This window comes from Streptomyces parvus (assembly GCF_014648875.1).
Taxonomy (GTDB): Bacteria; Actinomycetota; Actinomycetes; order Streptomycetales; family Streptomycetaceae; genus Streptomyces; species Streptomyces parvus.
In genome coordinates this window covers 939,538-955,750 of sequence record NZ_BMRY01000001.1, presented here as the reverse complement: position 1 = coordinate 955,750, position 16,213 = coordinate 939,538, and the positions used below count along the sequence as shown (strand labels likewise).

At 67.8% G+C, this 16,213-nt stretch carries 9 protein-coding genes; 6 read left to right on the top strand and 3 right to left on the bottom strand.

The features are described 5' to 3' along the window. Positions 1–312: 312 nt before the first annotated feature. Both rpoB and IE140_RS04215 read left to right on the top strand, forming a co-directional pair. On the top strand, positions 313–3,798 hold the full coding sequence (rpoB, locus tag IE140_RS04220; protein WP_032763966.1) for a DNA-directed RNA polymerase subunit beta: 3,486 nt from the start codon (positions 313–315) through the stop codon (positions 3,796–3,798). A gap of 98 nt (positions 3,799–3,896) precedes the next feature. Continuing rightward, positions 3,897–7,796: a DNA-directed RNA polymerase subunit beta' gene (locus IE140_RS04215; RefSeq protein WP_006126878.1), complete on the top strand. Its 3,900-nt coding sequence runs from the start codon at positions 3,897–3,899 to the stop codon at positions 7,794–7,796. Positions 7,797–7,895: 99 nt separating this feature from the next. On the opposite strand, the gene IE140_RS04210 is transcribed toward IE140_RS04215, so the two are convergent. Beyond that, positions 7,896–8,168, bottom strand: a complete 273-nt coding sequence (locus IE140_RS04210; protein ID WP_032779339.1) for a hypothetical protein — start codon at positions 8,166–8,168, stop codon at positions 7,896–7,898. 447 nt (positions 8,169–8,615) lie between these two features. Here IE140_RS04210 and rpsL point away from each other — a divergent pair, with 447 nt between their 5' ends. The 4 genes from rpsL to tuf all read left to right on the top strand — a co-directional run bounded on the left by rpsL (position 8,616) and on the right by tuf (position 12,979). Further along, positions 8,616–8,987 (top strand): 30S ribosomal protein S12, encoded by a 372-nt coding sequence (gene rpsL / locus IE140_RS04205; protein WP_003948652.1) that lies wholly within the window; start codon positions 8,616–8,618, stop codon positions 8,985–8,987. A gap of 2 nt (positions 8,988–8,989) precedes the next feature. Next, positions 8,990–9,460 (top strand): 30S ribosomal protein S7, encoded by a 471-nt coding sequence (gene rpsG / locus IE140_RS04200; RefSeq protein WP_003966970.1) that lies wholly within the window; start codon positions 8,990–8,992, stop codon positions 9,458–9,460. Between the two features lie 38 nt (positions 9,461–9,498). Next, on the top strand, positions 9,499–11,628 hold the full coding sequence (gene fusA, locus IE140_RS04195) for an elongation factor G (RefSeq protein WP_065484990.1): 2,130 nt from the start codon (positions 9,499–9,501) through the stop codon (positions 11,626–11,628). Positions 11,629–11,785: 157 nt separating this feature from the next. After that, positions 11,786–12,979, top strand: a complete 1,194-nt coding sequence (gene tuf / locus IE140_RS04190; protein WP_003966968.1) for an elongation factor Tu — start codon at positions 11,786–11,788, stop codon at positions 12,977–12,979. Positions 12,980–13,205: 226 nt separating this feature from the next. On the opposite strand, the gene IE140_RS04185 is transcribed toward tuf, so the two are convergent. Together IE140_RS04185 and IE140_RS04180 are read right to left on the bottom strand one after the other, a co-directional pair. Then, positions 13,206–13,931 (bottom strand): S1 family peptidase, encoded by a 726-nt coding sequence (locus IE140_RS04185; protein WP_150193362.1) that lies wholly within the window; start codon positions 13,929–13,931, stop codon positions 13,206–13,208. A 145-nt stretch (positions 13,932–14,076) separates the two neighbouring features. Then, complete coding sequence (locus tag IE140_RS04180) at positions 14,077–16,101, bottom strand: PIG-L family deacetylase (RefSeq protein WP_150193377.1); 2,025 nt, start codon at positions 16,099–16,101, stop codon at positions 14,077–14,079. Positions 16,102–16,213: the final 112 nt, after the last annotated feature.

The window sequence follows — 16,213 nt, the reverse complement described above, 5'->3', positions numbered from 1 at the left end:
GAGTGAAGAGGGAAGTAAAGAAGCGCGCACCCCGCGCGAGGGCAAGACATAGGTGTTGAGAACAGCTGTTGCGAGCAACGTGGGTCTCTGAGAACCCCGACTGGACATCAGTGTGCCACTTGGCTACACTGACCCTTTGCGCTGCCTGTTAGCTGCCTCCTGCCCGTCACCAGGGGCATGCCCACGCTGAAGCACCGATGACCGACCCCCTCCGACCTGGTCGTTTACGACCGATTCGGAACGGCCTGTCTTTGTGTCCAGAGTGGGACCGGTACGCGCGTAGTGAGTCCGAGCCCTCGGAAGGACCCCCTCTTGGCCGCCTCGCGCAACGCCTCGACCGCGAATACGAACAACGGTGCCAGCACCGCCCCGCTGCGCATCTCTTTTGCAAAGATCAAGGAGCCCCTCGAGGTTCCGAACCTCCTCGCGCTGCAGACCGAGAGCTTTGACTGGCTCCTCGGCAACGCCGCCTGGAAGGCTCGCGTCGAGGCTGCTCTGGACAGTGGACAAGACGTCCCCACCAAGTCCGGCCTCGAGGAGATCTTCGAGGAGATCTCTCCGATCGAGGACTTCTCCGGGTCGATGTCGCTTACGTTCCGCGACCACCGCTTCGAGCCCCCGAAGAACTCGATCGACGAGTGCAAGGAGCGCGACTTCACGTTCGCCGCGCCGCTCTTCGTCACGGCCGAGTTCACCAACAACGAGACCGGCGAGATCAAGTCCCAGACGGTCTTCATGGGCGACTTCCCGCTCATGACCAACAAGGGCACCTTCGTCATCAACGGCACCGAGCGTGTCGTCGTGTCGCAGCTGGTCCGCTCGCCGGGTGTCTACTTCGACTCCTCCATCGACAAGACGTCCGACAAGGACATCTTCTCCGCCAAGATCATCCCCTCCCGGGGTGCCTGGCTGGAGATGGAGATCGACAAGCGCGACATGGTCGGTGTCCGTATCGACCGCAAGCGCAAGCAGTCCGTCACCGTCCTCCTGAAGGCTCTCGGCTGGACCACCGAGCAGATCCTCGAGGAGTTCGGCGAGTACGAGTCCATGCGCGCCACCCTGGAGAAGGACCACACCCAGGGCCAGGACGACGCACTGCTCGACATCTACCGCAAGCTGCGTCCGGGCGAGCCGCCGACCCGCGAGGCCGCTCAGACGCTGCTCGAGAACCTCTACTTCAACCCGAAGCGCTACGACCTCGCGAAGGTCGGCCGCTACAAGGTGAACAAGAAGCTCGGCGCCGATGAGCCGCTGGACGCCGGGGTGCTCACCACCGACGACGTCATCGCGACCATCAAGTACCTGGTCAAGCTGCACGCCGGTGAGACCGAGACGATCGGCGAGTCCGGCCGGGAGATCGTCGTTGAGACCGACGACATCGACCACTTCGGCAACCGTCGTCTGCGCAACGTCGGCGAGCTCATCCAGAACCAGGTCCGTACGGGCCTGGCGCGGATGGAGCGCGTCGTGCGCGAGCGCATGACCACCCAGGACGTCGAGGCGATCACGCCGCAGACCCTGATCAACATCCGGCCGGTCGTCGCCTCCATCAAGGAGTTCTTCGGCACCAGCCAGCTGTCGCAGTTCATGGACCAGAACAACCCGCTGTCGGGTCTCACCCACAAGCGCCGTCTGTCGGCTCTTGGCCCGGGTGGTCTCTCCCGTGAGCGGGCCGGCTTCGAGGTCCGAGACGTGCACCCGTCCCACTACGGACGCATGTGCCCGATCGAGACCCCCGAAGGCCCGAACATCGGTCTGATCGGTTCGCTCGCCTCGTACGGCCGCGTCAACGCGTTCGGCTTCATCGAGACGCCGTACCGCAAGGTCGTCGACGGCCAGGTCACCGACGACGTCGACTACATCACCGCCGACGAGGAGGACCGCTTCGTCATCGCCCAGGCGAACGCGACCCTCAACGACGAGCTGCGCTTCACCGAGCCGCGCGTCCTGGTCCGCCGCCGCGGGGGAGAGGTCGACTACGTCCCCGCGTCCGAGGTCGACTACATGGACGTCTCGCCGCGCCAGATGGTGTCCGTCGCCACCGCGATGATCCCCTTCCTGGAGCACGACGACGCCAACCGTGCCCTCATGGGCGCGAACATGATGCGTCAGGCGGTGCCGCTGATTAAGTCGGAGGCCCCGCTCGTCGGCACCGGCATGGAGTACCGCTGCGCCACCGACGCCGGCGACGTCCTCAAGGCCGAGAAGGACGGTGTGGTCCAGGAGGTCTCCGCGGACTACATCACCGTCACGAACGACGACGGTACGTACACCACGTACCGCATCGCCAAGTTCATGCGCTCCAACCAGGGCACCTCGGTCAACCAGAAGGTCGTCGTCTCCGAGGGCGACCGGATCATCGCCGACCAGGTGCTCGCCGACGGACCGGCCACCGAGAACGGTGAGATGGCCCTCGGCAAGAACCTGCTCGTGGCGTTCATGCCGTGGGAGGGTCACAACTACGAGGACGCGATCATCCTGTCGCAGCGCCTCGTGCAGGACGACGTCCTCTCCTCGATCCACATCGAGGAGCACGAGGTCGACGCCCGTGACACCAAGCTCGGCCCCGAGGAGATCACCCGGGACATCCCGAACGTCTCCGAAGAGGTCCTCGCCGACCTCGACGAGCGCGGCATCATCCGGATCGGTGCCGAGGTCGTCGCCGGTGACATCCTCGTCGGCAAGGTCACGCCCAAGGGTGAGACCGAGCTGACCCCCGAGGAGCGCCTGCTCCGCGCGATCTTCGGTGAGAAGGCGCGCGAGGTGCGCGACACCTCGCTGAAGGTGCCGCACGGTGAGATCGGCAAGGTCATCGGCGTCCGCGTCTTCGACCGCGAAGAGGGCGACGAGCTGCCGCCGGGCGTGAACCAGCTGGTCCGCGTCTACGTCGCGCAGAAGCGCAAGATCACCGACGGTGACAAGCTCGCCGGCCGTCACGGCAACAAGGGCGTCATCTCCAAGATCCTGCCGATCGAGGACATGCCGTTCCTGGAGGACGGCACCCCGGTCGACATCATCCTCAACCCGCTGGGTGTCCCGTCCCGAATGAACCCGGGACAGGTCCTGGAGATCCACCTCGGCTGGCTCGCCAGCCGCGGCTGGGACGTCTCCGGCCTCGGTGACGAGTGGGCCAAGCGCCTGCAGGCCATCGGCGCCGACCAGGTCGCCCCCGGCACCAACGTCGCCACGCCCGTCTTCGACGGTGCGCGCGAGGACGAGATCTCCGGTCTCTTCGAGGCCACGATCCCCAACCGCGACGGCGACCGCCTGGTTCAGCCCTCCGGCAAGGCCCAGCTGTTCGACGGCCGCTCCGGCGAGCCGTTCCCGGACCCGGTCTCGGTCGGGTTCATGTACATCCTCAAGCTGCACCACCTGGTCGACGACAAGCTCCACGCGCGTTCGACCGGCCCGTACTCCATGATCACGCAGCAGCCGCTGGGTGGTAAGGCGCAGTTCGGTGGTCAGCGCTTCGGTGAGATGGAGGTGTGGGCCCTTGAGGCTTACGGCGCCGCGTACGCCCTCCAGGAGCTCCTGACGATCAAGTCCGACGACGTGACCGGCCGCGTGAAGGTCTACGAGGCCATCGTCAAGGGCGAGAACATCCCCGAGCCCGGCATTCCCGAGTCCTTCAAGGTGCTCATCAAGGAAATGCAGTCGCTCTGCCTCAACGTGGAGGTGCTGTCCTCGGACGGCATGTCCATCGAGATGCGCGACACGGACGAGGACGTCTTCCGCGCGGCGGAGGAACTCGGTATCGACCTGTCCCGGCGCGAGCCGAGCAGCGTCGAAGAGGTCTGACGGGCCGGCCGGCCGCCTCACCCCGAGGCGGCCGGCCCTCCCCGGACCCGTTCAGACCATTGATTGAGACGAGACCCCGAAAGAGGGATTGACGACAAGTGCTCGACGTCAACTTCTTCGACGAGCTGCGGATCGGCCTTGCCACCGCGGACGACATCCGGACCTGGTCGCACGGCGAAGTCAAGAAGCCGGAGACCATCAACTACCGCACGCTCAAGCCCGAAAAGGACGGACTCTTCTGCGAGAAGATCTTCGGTCCGACCCGGGACTGGGAGTGCTACTGCGGCAAGTACAAGCGTGTCCGCTTCAAGGGCATCATCTGTGAGCGCTGCGGCGTCGAGGTCACTCGCGCCAAGGTGCGTCGTGAGCGGATGGGCCACATCGAGCTTGCCGCTCCCGTCACCCACATCTGGTACTTCAAGGGCGTTCCCTCGCGCCTCGGATACCTGCTGGACCTCGCGCCGAAGGACCTGGAAAAGGTCATCTACTTCGCCGCGTACATGATCACGTTCGTGGACGAGGAGCGTCGTACCCGCGACCTGCCGTCCCTGGAGGCGCACGTCTCCGTCGAGCGTCAGCAGACCGAGAACCGCCGTGACGCCGACCTGGAGGCCCGGGCCAAGAAGCTCGAGACCGACCTGGCCGAGCTGGAGGCCGAGGGCGCCAAGGCCGACGTGCGCCGCAAGGTGCGCGAAGGCGCCGAGCGTGAGATGAAGCAGCTGCGCGACCGTGCGCAGCGCGAGATCGACCGCCTCGACGAGGTGTGGAGCCGCTTCAAGAACCTCAAGGTCCAGGACCTGGAGGGCGACGAGCTGCTCTACCGCGAGCTGCGAGACCGCTTCGGCACGTACTTCGACGGCTGCATGGGCGCCGCCGCGCTGCAGAAGCGCCTGGAGTCCTTCGACCTCGACGAGGAGGCCGAGCGCCTCCGCGAGATCATCCGTACCGGCAAGGGCCAGAAGAAGACCCGTGCGCTCAAGCGCCTCAAGGTCGTCTCCGCGTTCCTGCAGACCAGCAACAAGCCCAAGGGCATGGTGCTCGACTGCGTGCCGGTCATCCCGCCGGACCTGCGTCCGATGGTGCAGCTGGACGGTGGCCGCTTCGCGACCTCCGACCTGAACGACCTGTACCGCCGTGTGATCAACCGCAACAACCGCCTGAAGCGCCTTCTCGACCTCGGTGCGCCCGAGATCATCGTGAACAACGAGAAGCGCATGCTCCAGGAGGCCGTCGACGCGCTGTTCGACAACGGCCGTCGTGGCCGTCCGGTCACCGGTCCCGGCAACCGCCCCCTGAAGTCCCTGAGCGACATGCTCAAGGGCAAGCAGGGCCGTTTCCGTCAGAACCTCCTCGGCAAGCGCGTGGACTACTCCGCGCGTTCCGTGATCGTCGTCGGTCCGCAGCTCAAGCTGCACCAGTGCGGTCTGCCGAAGGCGATGGCGCTGGAGCTCTTCAAGCCGTTCGTGATGAAGCGCCTGGTGGACCTGAACCACGCGCAGAACATCAAGTCGGCCAAGCGCATGGTCGAGCGTGGCCGCACCGTCGTGTACGACGTCCTCGAAGAGGTCATCGCCGAGCACCCGGTGCTGCTGAACCGTGCGCCCACCCTGCACCGCCTGGGCATCCAGGCCTTCGAGCCGCAGCTGGTCGAGGGCAAGGCCATCCAGATCCACCCGCTCGTCTGCACCGCGTTCAACGCGGACTTCGACGGTGACCAGATGGCCGTGCACCTGCCGCTCTCCGCGGAGGCGCAGGCCGAGGCCCGCATCCTGATGCTGTCCTCGAACAACATCCTGAAGCCGGCCGACGGCCGTCCCGTCACCATGCCGACCCAGGACATGGTGCTGGGCCTCTTCTTCCTCACCACGGACGACGAGGGCCGCGACGTCAAGGGCGCGGACCGCGCGTTCGGCTCCACGGCCGAGGCCACCATGGCCTTCGACGCCCGCGAGCTCTCGCTCCAGGCGAAGGTCGACATCCGCTTCCCGGTCGGCACCATGCCGCCGCGTGGCTGGGTGCCGCCGGTCGCCGAGGAGGGCGAGCCGGAGTACCAGCCCGGTGACACCTTCCGGCTGCGGACCACCCTGGGCCGTGCGCTCTTCAACGAGCTGCTGCCCGAGGACTACCCGTTCGTCGACTACTCGGTGGGCAAGAAGCAGCTCTCCGAGATCGTCAACGACCTGGCCGAGCGCTACCCCAAGGTCATCGTGGCGGCGACGCTCGACAACCTGAAGGCGGCGGGCTTCCACTGGGCGACCCGTTCGGGCGTCACCGTGGCCATCTCCGACGTCGTCGTGCCCGAGGCCAAGAAGGCCATCGTCAAGGGCTACGAGGAGCAGGACGAGAAGGTCCAGAAGCAGTACGAGCGCGGTCTGATCACCAAGGACGAGCGCACGCAGGAGCTCATCGCGATCTGGACCAAGGCGACCAACGAGGTCGCCGAGGCGATGAACGCGAACTTCCCGAAGACGAACCCCATCTTCATGATGGTCGACTCGGGTGCCCGAGGAAACATGATGCAGATGCGTCAGATCGCGGGTATGCGTGGTCTGGTGTCGAACGCCAAGAACGAGACGATCCCGCGTCCCATCAAGGCGTCCTTCCGCGAGGGCCTCACCGTTCTGGAGTACTTCATCTCCACGCACGGTGCCCGTAAGGGTCTGGCGGACACCGCCCTGCGTACCGCCGACTCGGGTTACCTGACCCGTCGTCTGGTGGACGTCTCGCAGGACGTGATCATCCGCGAGGAGGACTGCGGCACCGACCGCGGCCTGAAGCTGAAGATCGCGGTCAAGGGCGCCGACGGCGTGCTCCGCAAGACGGACGACGTCGAGACCTCGGTCTACGCCCGCATGCTCGCCGAGGACGTCGTGGTGGACGGCAAGGTCATCGCGCCTGCCAACGTCGACCTCGGTGACGTCCTGATCGACGCCCTGGTGGGCGCCGGCGTCGAGGAGGTCAAGACCCGCTCGGTCCTGACCTGTGAGTCCGCGGTCGGCACCTGTGCCTTCTGCTACGGACGCTCGCTCGCCACCGGCAAGCTGGTCGACATCGGTGAGGCGGTCGGCATCATCGCCGCCCAGTCCATCGGTGAGCCCGGTACCCAGCTGACGATGCGTACCTTCCACACCGGTGGTGTGGCCGGTGACGACATCACCCAGGGTCTGCCCCGTGTCGTCGAGCTCTTCGAGGCCCGTACGCCGAAGGGTGTCGCCCCGATCTCCGAGGCCAAGGGCCGCGTGCGGATCGAGGAGACCGAGAAGACCAAGAAGCTCGTCGTCACCCCGGACGACGGCAGCGACGAGACGGCGTTCCCGATCTCGAAGCGTGCCCGTCTCCTGGTCGGCGAGGGCGACGCGGTCGAGGTGGGTCAGAAGCTCACCGTCGGTGCGACCAACCCGCACGACGTGCTGCGCATCCTCGGCCAGCGTGCCGTCCAGGTCCACCTGGTCGGCGAAGTCCAGAAGGTCTACAACTCGCAGGGCGTGTCGATCCACGACAAGCACATCGAGATCATCATCCGGCAGATGCTCCGCCGTGTGACGATCATCGAGTCCGGCGACGCGGAGCTGCTTCCGGGCGAGCTGGTCGAGCGGTCGAAGTTCGAGACCGAGAACCGTCGTGTGGTCACCGAGGGCGGTCACCCCGCCTCCGGCCGTCCGCAGCTGATGGGTATCACCAAGGCCTCGCTCGCCACCGAGTCGTGGCTGTCGGCGGCGTCCTTCCAGGAGACGACCAGGGTCCTGACCGACGCGGCGATCAACGCCAAGTCGGACTCCCTGATCGGCCTCAAGGAGAACGTCATCATCGGTAAGCTCATCCCGGCCGGTACGGGCCTGTCCCGCTACCGCAACATCCGGGTCGAGCCGACCGAGGAGGCCAAGGCCGCGATGTACTCGGCCGTCGGCTACGACGACATCGACTACTCGCCGTTCGGCACGGGCTCCGGCCAGGCCGTTCCGCTGGAGGACTACGACTACGGTCCGTACAACCAGTAAGCGAGCGGTTGCCGCTTGAACGCCGGAGGGCGGTCACCCCGTACGTATCGGGGTGGCCGCCCTCCGGCGTTGTGCCGTGCCCGGGCTCCGGGGCGTTCTCTACCGGCCCAGCAGGGCGTGGTGGACCCGGAGCAGGGCCCGGGTGCCCACGGCCAGCAGAGGGGGCACGTCGGGCAGCGGGACCCGGCGGGCGAGGGCCAGGACGTCCACGACGATCGCGTAGTCGTCGACGACGGACTGCGGCAGGCCGGGGGTGCTCATGGCCGGGGCGTAGGCGGAAGCGGCGTCACCGTATTCGATGACGGCCAGGCTGACGTCGGTGTCGAGTGCGCTCGGTGCCGGGGATACGGGGTCACGGTGGTCGGCTGTCACGTGGGACCTCCTGGGGCCGGGCCGGTCGCCGGGACCGGTCGGTCTGGTCGGCTGACCGCATTGTCCGGCAGAGTGGGGCAGGGCGGTCAGGGCGCAAAGACGCTGTGTTCGCGCCGCCGGGTTGCCGGGATCCGGCAACCGCCTGGACGGCCGGCGGCCAGGCGTTCCGGTCCGTCGCCGGTGGTCGGCGGCCCCGCCCCGCGGGCGTGGACAGCATTTGTTTTGACCCAGCTCCGTGAGGTAGGTACGCTCAAGCCTTGTGCCTGGGGTGTGCCTGGGCTCGTGTGCGTGTCCTCAGCCGTACTGCGAGTCCGTCACAGTGGCCACCGCAATCTGCGCCCCTTCTGCCCCCAGGGCGGGAGTCCGCAGTATTCGACACACCCGACCGCGTGGGTCGGCGATGTTCCAGGTTAGTTTCACGAACGGCACACAGAAACCGGAGAAGTAGTGCCTACGATCCAGCAGCTGGTCCGGAAGGGCCGGCAGGACAAGGTCGAGAAGAACAAGACGCCCGCGCTCGAGGGTTCGCCCCAGCGTCGCGGTGTCTGCACGCGTGTGTTCACGACCACCCCGAAGAAGCCGAACTCGGCCCTCCGTAAGGTCGCGCGTGTGCGTCTGACCTCCGGCATCGAGGTCACGGCCTACATCCCGGGTGAGGGACACAACCTGCAGGAGCACTCCATCGTGCTCGTGCGTGGTGGCCGTGTGAAGGACCTGCCGGGTGTTCGTTACAAGATCATCCGCGGTTCGCTCGACACCCAGGGTGTCAAGAACCGCAAGCAGGCCCGCAGCCGCTACGGCGCCAAGAAGGAGAAGTAAGAATGCCTCGTAAGGGCCCCGCCCCGAAGCGCCCGGTCATCATCGACCCGGTCTACAGCTCTCCTCTTGTCACCTCGCTGATCAACAAGATCCTGCTCGACGGCAAGCGTTCCACCGCCGAGCGGATCGTGTACGGCGCCATGGAAGGCCTCCGCGAGAAGACCGGCAACGACCCGGTCATCACGCTGAAGCGCGCGCTTGAGAACGTCAAGCCCTCGCTCGAGGTCAAGTCCCGCCGTGTCGGTGGCGCCACCTACCAGGTGCCGATCGAGGTCAAGCCCGGTCGCGCCTCCACCCTCGCTCTGCGCTGGCTCGTCGGTTACTCCCGCGCCCGCCGCGAGAAGACCATGACCGAGCGCCTCATGAACGAACTGCTCGACGCCTCCAACGGCCTCGGCGCTTCGGTCAAGAAGCGTGAGGACACCCACAAGATGGCCGAGTCCAACAAGGCCTTCGCGCACTACCGCTGGTAGTCGCTACCCCCATCGAGACCGAGAGAAGACTGAGCCTTATGGCCACCACTTCGCTTGACCTGGCCAAGGTCCGCAACATTGGGATCATGGCCCACATCGACGCGGGCAAGACGACCACCACTGAGCGGATCCTCTTCTACACCGGTGTGAGCTACAAGATCGGTGAAGTCCACGACGGCGCTGCCACGATGGACTGGATGGAGCAGGAGCAGGAGCGCGGCATCACGATCACGTCCGCCGCGACGACCTGCCACTGGCCGCTCAACAATGTTGACCACACCATCAACATCATCGACACCCCGGGTCACGTCGACTTCACCGTCGAGGTGGAGCGTTCGCTCCGCGTCCTCGACGGCGCCGTCACCGTGTTCGACGGTGTCGCGGGCGTCGAGCCGCAGTCCGAGACTGTCTGGCGTCAGGCGGACCGCTACGGCGTGCCGCGTATCTGCTTCGTCAACAAGCTCGACCGCACCGGTGCGGACTTCTTCCGCTGCGTCGAGATGATCGTGGACCGCCTCGGCGCGACCCCGATCGTCATGCAGCTCCCCATCGGCGCCGAAGCGGACTTCACGGGCGTTGTCGACCTCGTGTCGATGAAGGCCTTCGTGTACCCCGAAGAGGCCGCCAAGGGCGAGATGTACAACGTCGTCGAGATCCCGGACAACCTCAAGGAGTCCGCCGCCGAGTGGCGCGGCAAGCTCCTCGAGGCCGTGGCCGAGAACGACGACGCCATGATGGAGCTGTACCTGGAGGGCAACGAGCCCACCCAGGAGCAGCTGCACGAGGCGATCCGCCGCATCACCCTGGCGTCGAAGGGTGGCGCCGACTCCGTCACCGTCACCCCCGTGTTCTGTGGCACCGCGTTCAAGAACAAGGGCGTCCAGCCCCTGCTCGACGCGGTCGTGCGCTACCTGCCCTCCCCCCTGGACGTCGAGGCCATCGAGGGCCACGACGTCAAGGACCCGGAGCTGGTCATCAAGCGCAAGCCCTCGGACGACGAGCCGTTCTCCGGCCTGGCGTTCAAGATCGCGAGCGACCCGCACCTCGGCAAGCTCACCTTCGTCCGGATCTACTCCGGTCGCCTGGAGGCCGGCACCGCGGTGCTGAACTCCGTCAAGGGCAAGAAGGAGCGCATCGGCAAGATCTACCGCATGCACGCGAACAAGCGTGAGGAGATCCAGTCGGTGGGCGCGGGCGACATCATCGCCGTCATGGGCCTCAAGCAGACCACCACCGGTGAGACGCTGTGTGACGACAAGAACCCGGTCATCCTGGAGTCCATGGACTTCCCGGCGCCGGTCATTCAGGTCGCCATCGAGCCGAAGTCCAAGGGTGACCAGGAGAAGCTGGGTGTCGCCATCCAGCGCCTCTCGGAGGAGGACCCCTCCTTCCAGGTGCACTCCGACGAGGAGACCGGCCAGACCATCATCGGTGGTATGGGCGAGCTTCACCTCGAGGTGCTCGTCGACCGCATGAAGCGCGAGTTCCGCGTCGAGGCGAACGTCGGCAAGCCGCAGGTCGCCTACCGCGAGACGATCCGCAAGGCCGTCGAGCGCATCGACTTCACGCACAAGAAGCAGACTGGTGGTACCGGCCAGTTCGCGAAGGTGCAGATCGCCATCGAGCCCATCGAGGGCGGCGACGCGTCGTACGAGTTCGTCAACAAGGTCACCGGTGGCCGCATCCCCCGTGAGTACATTCCCTCGGTGGACGCGGGTGCTCAGGAAGCCATGCAGTTCGGCATCCTGGCCGGTTACGAGATGGTCGGCGTCCGCGTCACCCTTCTCGACGGTGGTTACCACGAGGTCGACTCCTCGGAGCTCGCCTTCAAGATCGCCGGTTCGCAGGCGTTCAAGGAGGGTGCCCGCAAGGCCTCTCCCGTGCTCCTCGAGCCGATGATGGCCGTCGAGGTCACCACGCCCGAGGACTACATGGGCGATGTCATCGGCGACCTCAACTCCCGCCGTGGCCAGATCCAGGCCATGGAGGAGCGCAGCGGCGCTCGCGTCGTGAAGGGCCTCGTGCCCCTCTCGGAGATGTTCGGCTACGTCGGAGACCTCCGCAGCAAGACCTCGGGTCGCGCAAGCTACTCGATGCAGTTCGACTCCTACGCCGAGGTTCCGCGGAACGTCGCCGAGGAGATCATCGCGAAGGCCAAGGGCGAGTAACTCTCCCGAGCTCACGCTTTAGGCTTGTCACCGGAGCCCGGTGGGCACGCGGCACAGCGCGTCAGCACTGTGCCGCGTCCCCCGGCCCCGGCACCCCAGCAAAGATCACCCTGGCGCCGATGAAGCAAGGCGTACAGAACCACTCAGGAGGACCCCAGTGGCGAAGGCAAAGTTCGAGCGGACTAAGCCCCACGTCAACATCGGCACCATCGGTCACATCGACCACGGTAAGACGACCCTCACGGCCGCCATTACCAAGGTGCTGCACGACGCGTACCCGGACCTGAACGAGGCCTCGGCCTTCGACCAGATCGACAAGGCTCCCGAAGAGCGCCAGCGCGGTATCACCATCTCCATCGCGCACGTCGAGTACCAGACGGAGTCGCGTCACTACGCGCACGTCGACTGCCCGGGTCACGCGGACTACATCAAGAACATGATCACGGGTGCCGCGCAGATGGACGGCGCCATCCTCGTGGTCGCCGCCACCGACGGCCCGATGCCGCAGACCAAGGAGCACGTGCTCCTGGCCCGCCAGGTCGGCGTCCCCTACATCGTCGTCGCCCTGAACAAGGCCGACATGGTGGACGACGAGGAGATCCTGGAGCTCGTCGAGCTCGAGGTCCGTGAGCTCCTCTCCGAGTACGAGTTCCCGGGCGACGACGTTCCGGTCGTCAAGGTCTCGGCGCTCAAGGCGCTCGAGGGCGACAAGGAGTGGGGCGAGTCCGTCCTCAACCTGATGAAGGCTGTCGACGAGGCCATCCCGCAGCCCGAGCGTGACGTCGAGAAGCCGTTCCTCATGCCGATCGAGGACGTCTTCACGATCACCGGTCGCGGTACGGTCGTCACCGGCCGCATCGAGCGTGGTGTCCTGAAGGTCAACGAGACCGTCGACATCGTCGGTATCAAGACCGAGAAGACCACCACCACGGTCACCGGCATCGAGATGTTCCGCAAGCTGCTCGACGAGGGCCAGGCCGGTGAGAACGTCGGTCTGCTCCTCCGTGGCATCAAGCGCGAGGACGTCGAGCGCGGCCAGGTCATCATCAAGCCCGGCTCGGTCACCCCGCACACCGAGTTCCAGGCGCAGTCCTACATCCTGTCGAAGGACGAGGGTGGCCGTCACACCCCGTTCTTCAACAACTACCGCCCGCAGTTCTACTTCCGTACCACGGACGTGACGGGCGTTGTGACCCTTCCCGAGGGCACCGAGATGGTCATGCCGGGTGACAACACCCTCATGGACGTCGCGCTGATCCAGCCGGTCGCCATGGAAGAGGGCCTGAAGTTCGCCATCCGTGAGGGTGGCCGGACCGTGGGCGCCGGCCAGGTCACCAAGATCATCAAGTAGTTTCTGCTTGGTCCTTGGACCTGGTGGCTCACTGAGCTGCAAGAAGGGCCCCGCACCTCGGAAGAGGTGCGGGGCCCTTCGGCGTACGGACGGGTTCCCCGGCAGAGCATGGCTGTAGGGCCCCGGTACCTCGGGCGGTGAGGTACGGGGGCCCTACGGTTTCAGGGGGACGGCGGACCGGTCAGGTGCCCGTCGTCCCGGGTGGGGCGTTCAGGCCGTGTCCGGCTCAGACGCCCGCGATCGACTGGATCCAGGACCGGTACGCGGTGACGTTCGTGTACGCGGTCGTGGTCTGGCGGTCGCTGGTGGAGGCGACGCCGACCTGGATGCCGTTGGCGGTCATCGGGCCGCCGGAGTCGCCGCCGGCGGTGATGCCGTTGCCGCGGCGGGCGCAGATCGCCGAGCCGCCGTACGCGTCACCGCAGCCGCCGCTGACCGTCACGTTGGCGACCTTCAGGTAGCGCGACTGGCAGTTCGCCTCCGAGCCGCACTGCGAGGTCGCGCCCCAGCCCCAGACCTGGACGCTCTGGCCGACGCTCACCGAGCCGGGCGAGCCGAGGCGGGAGTAGGTGGCCTGCACGGAACGGTCCAGACGCACCAGCGCCAGGTCCGAGCTGTGGGTGTAGGTCTGGACGCCGTTCGCGACGACGCCGCCGCTGTGCTGGTCGAGGCTGCCGATGCGGAACGACAGGCCGCCGCCCGTGACGCAGTGCTTGGCGGTGAGGATCCAGGTCGGCGCGATGATCGTCGCCGAACAGGTCTCTCTGCCGTTCGAGAAGAGCCGGGCGGCCCAGGGCGCGTTCTGGGCGTAGCCGCCGCCGATGATCTGGGTGGTGGGCGGCGGGGCGTCCTGGAGCGGCGGCGCGGGTGCGGCCGTCGCGGACGGTGCGAAGAGCGAGAGGACGCAGGCCGCTGCTGCGGCGACAGCGGGCATGAGCCGGGATATGCGCATGATGCCTCGTTTCGCGCGACACGCTGGGTAGGCGTGTCCGTGGGGGATGGTGGGCAACAGGGTGCCGGAGCGCGACGAGGGCGGGGTACTAACGTTTGGCCATAACGCGGCGTTATGGGGCGGGAGTTGGGGCACGCGGTCCCTTCTACGGCCGCCAGGCCCAGGGAGCCGCGTCCGGGCCGAAGCCCACGACGACGGGCCGGCCGTCCGCCGCGCCCAGGTGGAGGGCGGCGCCGTCCAGGGCGACGGGCCCCCGGGACCGTACGGCGGCCTTCTCGGCGGTACGCACCTGGATCCGGCCCTCCGCGGACCGGCCGAGCAGCACCGGGCCGCCCGGCGACGCGGCGGCGGTCACCGGACCGTACCCCCCGAAACGGGGAACGGGGGTGGCGTCTGCGCGTACGGCCACGAGCTGTTCACGGGCGGCGGGCCGGTAGTACAGCTCCACGGACCCGTCGCGCGCGGGGAGTGCGCCGGGCGCGTGCGCGGGGACGGGGGAGCCGGTGAGCTGGGTACGGGCGGTGAGGTCGGTGTCCGGGGCGTCCTGGGTCCAGTGGTGCACGGCATGGTGCCCGGCCGCGTACACATGGACGCGCCCCGCCGTGTCCACGACCGCGGTCAGCCCGTCCTGGATCTCGCCGCCGCCCATGTCCCGCCAGCCGCTCCAGCGGCCGGTGACCGCGTCGCGCACCCGGGTGCTCAGCCCCTTCTCCGCGTTCCGTACGAAGAGGTGGACGCGGCCGTCCGCGGTGACGGCGACGGGGGTTCCGATGCGACGGCCGTGGTCGGGGCCCGTCGCGGGGTTGCCGAGACCCTGCCAGGCGCGGAAGGGGCCGCCGGGGGAGCGCTGCTCCAGAAGCACGATCTCGCGTTCGTTGTCCGAGCCGTGCCCGCCGAGCGCCGCGAACCGCAGCCCGAACAGCAACTGCCGGCCGTCCGCCGTCACCGCGGCGCCCAGCACCGGGGCGAGCGGGCCGCCGCCGAGGTCGTCCGGCGCGTCCCAGACACCGCTGCCGGGCGCGCTCTCGCGCCACCGGACCGCGCGCAGCCCGAGCACCCCGTAGGCGGTGAGCCGGCCGTCCGCCCCGGCGGCGACCTGGGCCCGGGGGCCCGGGTAGCGGTGGTGGGTGGAGCGCACCCAGCCCTTGCGGTTGGTGAGCGGCCGGTCGCCGCCCACGTTGTAGTCGCCGCAGCCGGAGGGGTTGCCGCACTCCCAGTCGGGGTCGCCGCCGTACGGGACGAGGTGGGCGGCCTTCCGCTCCAGCACGGCGGGCGGCAGGTTCTTGGGCCAGTGCCGGTTGTAGTACCCCCGGAACGAGGCGACGACGAACCCGGGCACCGGCTCCCCGCGTCCGGTAGCCCGCGCGACCCAGCGGATCAGGGCGGCCCAGGCGAAGCACCCGGCCGCGGTGTGGTCGGCGTGGTCGGAGTACCCGCGCTGCTCGCTGTCCCGGCGGCGTTCGTACTCGCTGCTGTACTGGAGGTCCGGGTCCGGGTCGAGGGTGTGCACGACGGTCGGCCGGTACTGCTCCAGCAGCCCGGTGAGGACGTCGATCAGCGACTCGTACGTGTACGAACCGGCGCGCTCCAGAGGGGAGTTGTCGGCGACGACGGTACGCAGCACGAGTCGGCGGTCCCGCCAGAGGCTGGGCAGCCCGGGGCGGCCGCGCCCGGTGTGCATCGCGGTGTTGAGGAAGACCAGCTCGACCCGGCGCACGCCGTCCGTAAGGACGTTGACCTCGGCCCGGTGGCCGCCGTGCAGGGCCGCCACCGACTTCTGCCAGGGCGTGAACCGGTCGAGCCCGAGCAGCTCGGCGTACGCCTGGCGCAGGCCCTGATGGCGGGAGGAGGAGTACGCGGCACGGTCGGGGGCCGGGCGGGGAGCGCTGGGGATCTTGTTGACGCCGTCCGCCTCGCCCGCGGTGAGATACACGCAGACCAGCGGGGTCCCGGCGTCCAGGGCCTCCCGGGTGTCCGGGTTCATGAAGTACAGATCGTCGTCCGGGTGGGCCAGCAGCTGCAGCACCAGGGCCCGCCGGGTGCTCGCTATGGCCAGACCGGGCGCCGGGTCCGCCACCGGCCCGCGCCGCCGGGGAGCCGGCACGGCACACCCGGCGGTGGCGGCGGCACCGGCCGCTCCGGCCGCGAGGAGCAGGGCGCGCCGGGGCATCCGTATCCGGCCCGGGACAGATCGATCCACCACGCCGCGCACTCCGTCCGCTCCCGCTTCCCCCGCAGCGGGCGAACGGCCGCCCTGTCCTGCGTCACTCCTGATACTCCGC

What these genes read in the sequence shown, in the direction of transcription:
- rpsG (WP_003966970.1), top strand. Translation starts at nt 8,990, where the DNA reads ATGCCTCGTAAGGGCCCCGCCCCGAAGCGCCCGGTCATCATCGACCCG.
- fusA (WP_065484990.1), top strand. Translation starts at nt 9,499, where the DNA reads ATGGCCACCACTTCGCTTGACCTGGCCAAGGTCCGCAACATTGGGATC.
- IE140_RS04185 (WP_150193362.1), bottom strand. Translation starts at nt 13,931, where the DNA reads ATGCGCATATCCCGGCTCATGCCCGCTGTCGCCGCAGCAGCGGCCTGC.
- IE140_RS04180 (WP_150193377.1), bottom strand. Translation starts at nt 16,101, where the DNA reads ATGCCCCGGCGCGCCCTGCTCCTCGCGGCCGGAGCGGCCGGTGCCGCC.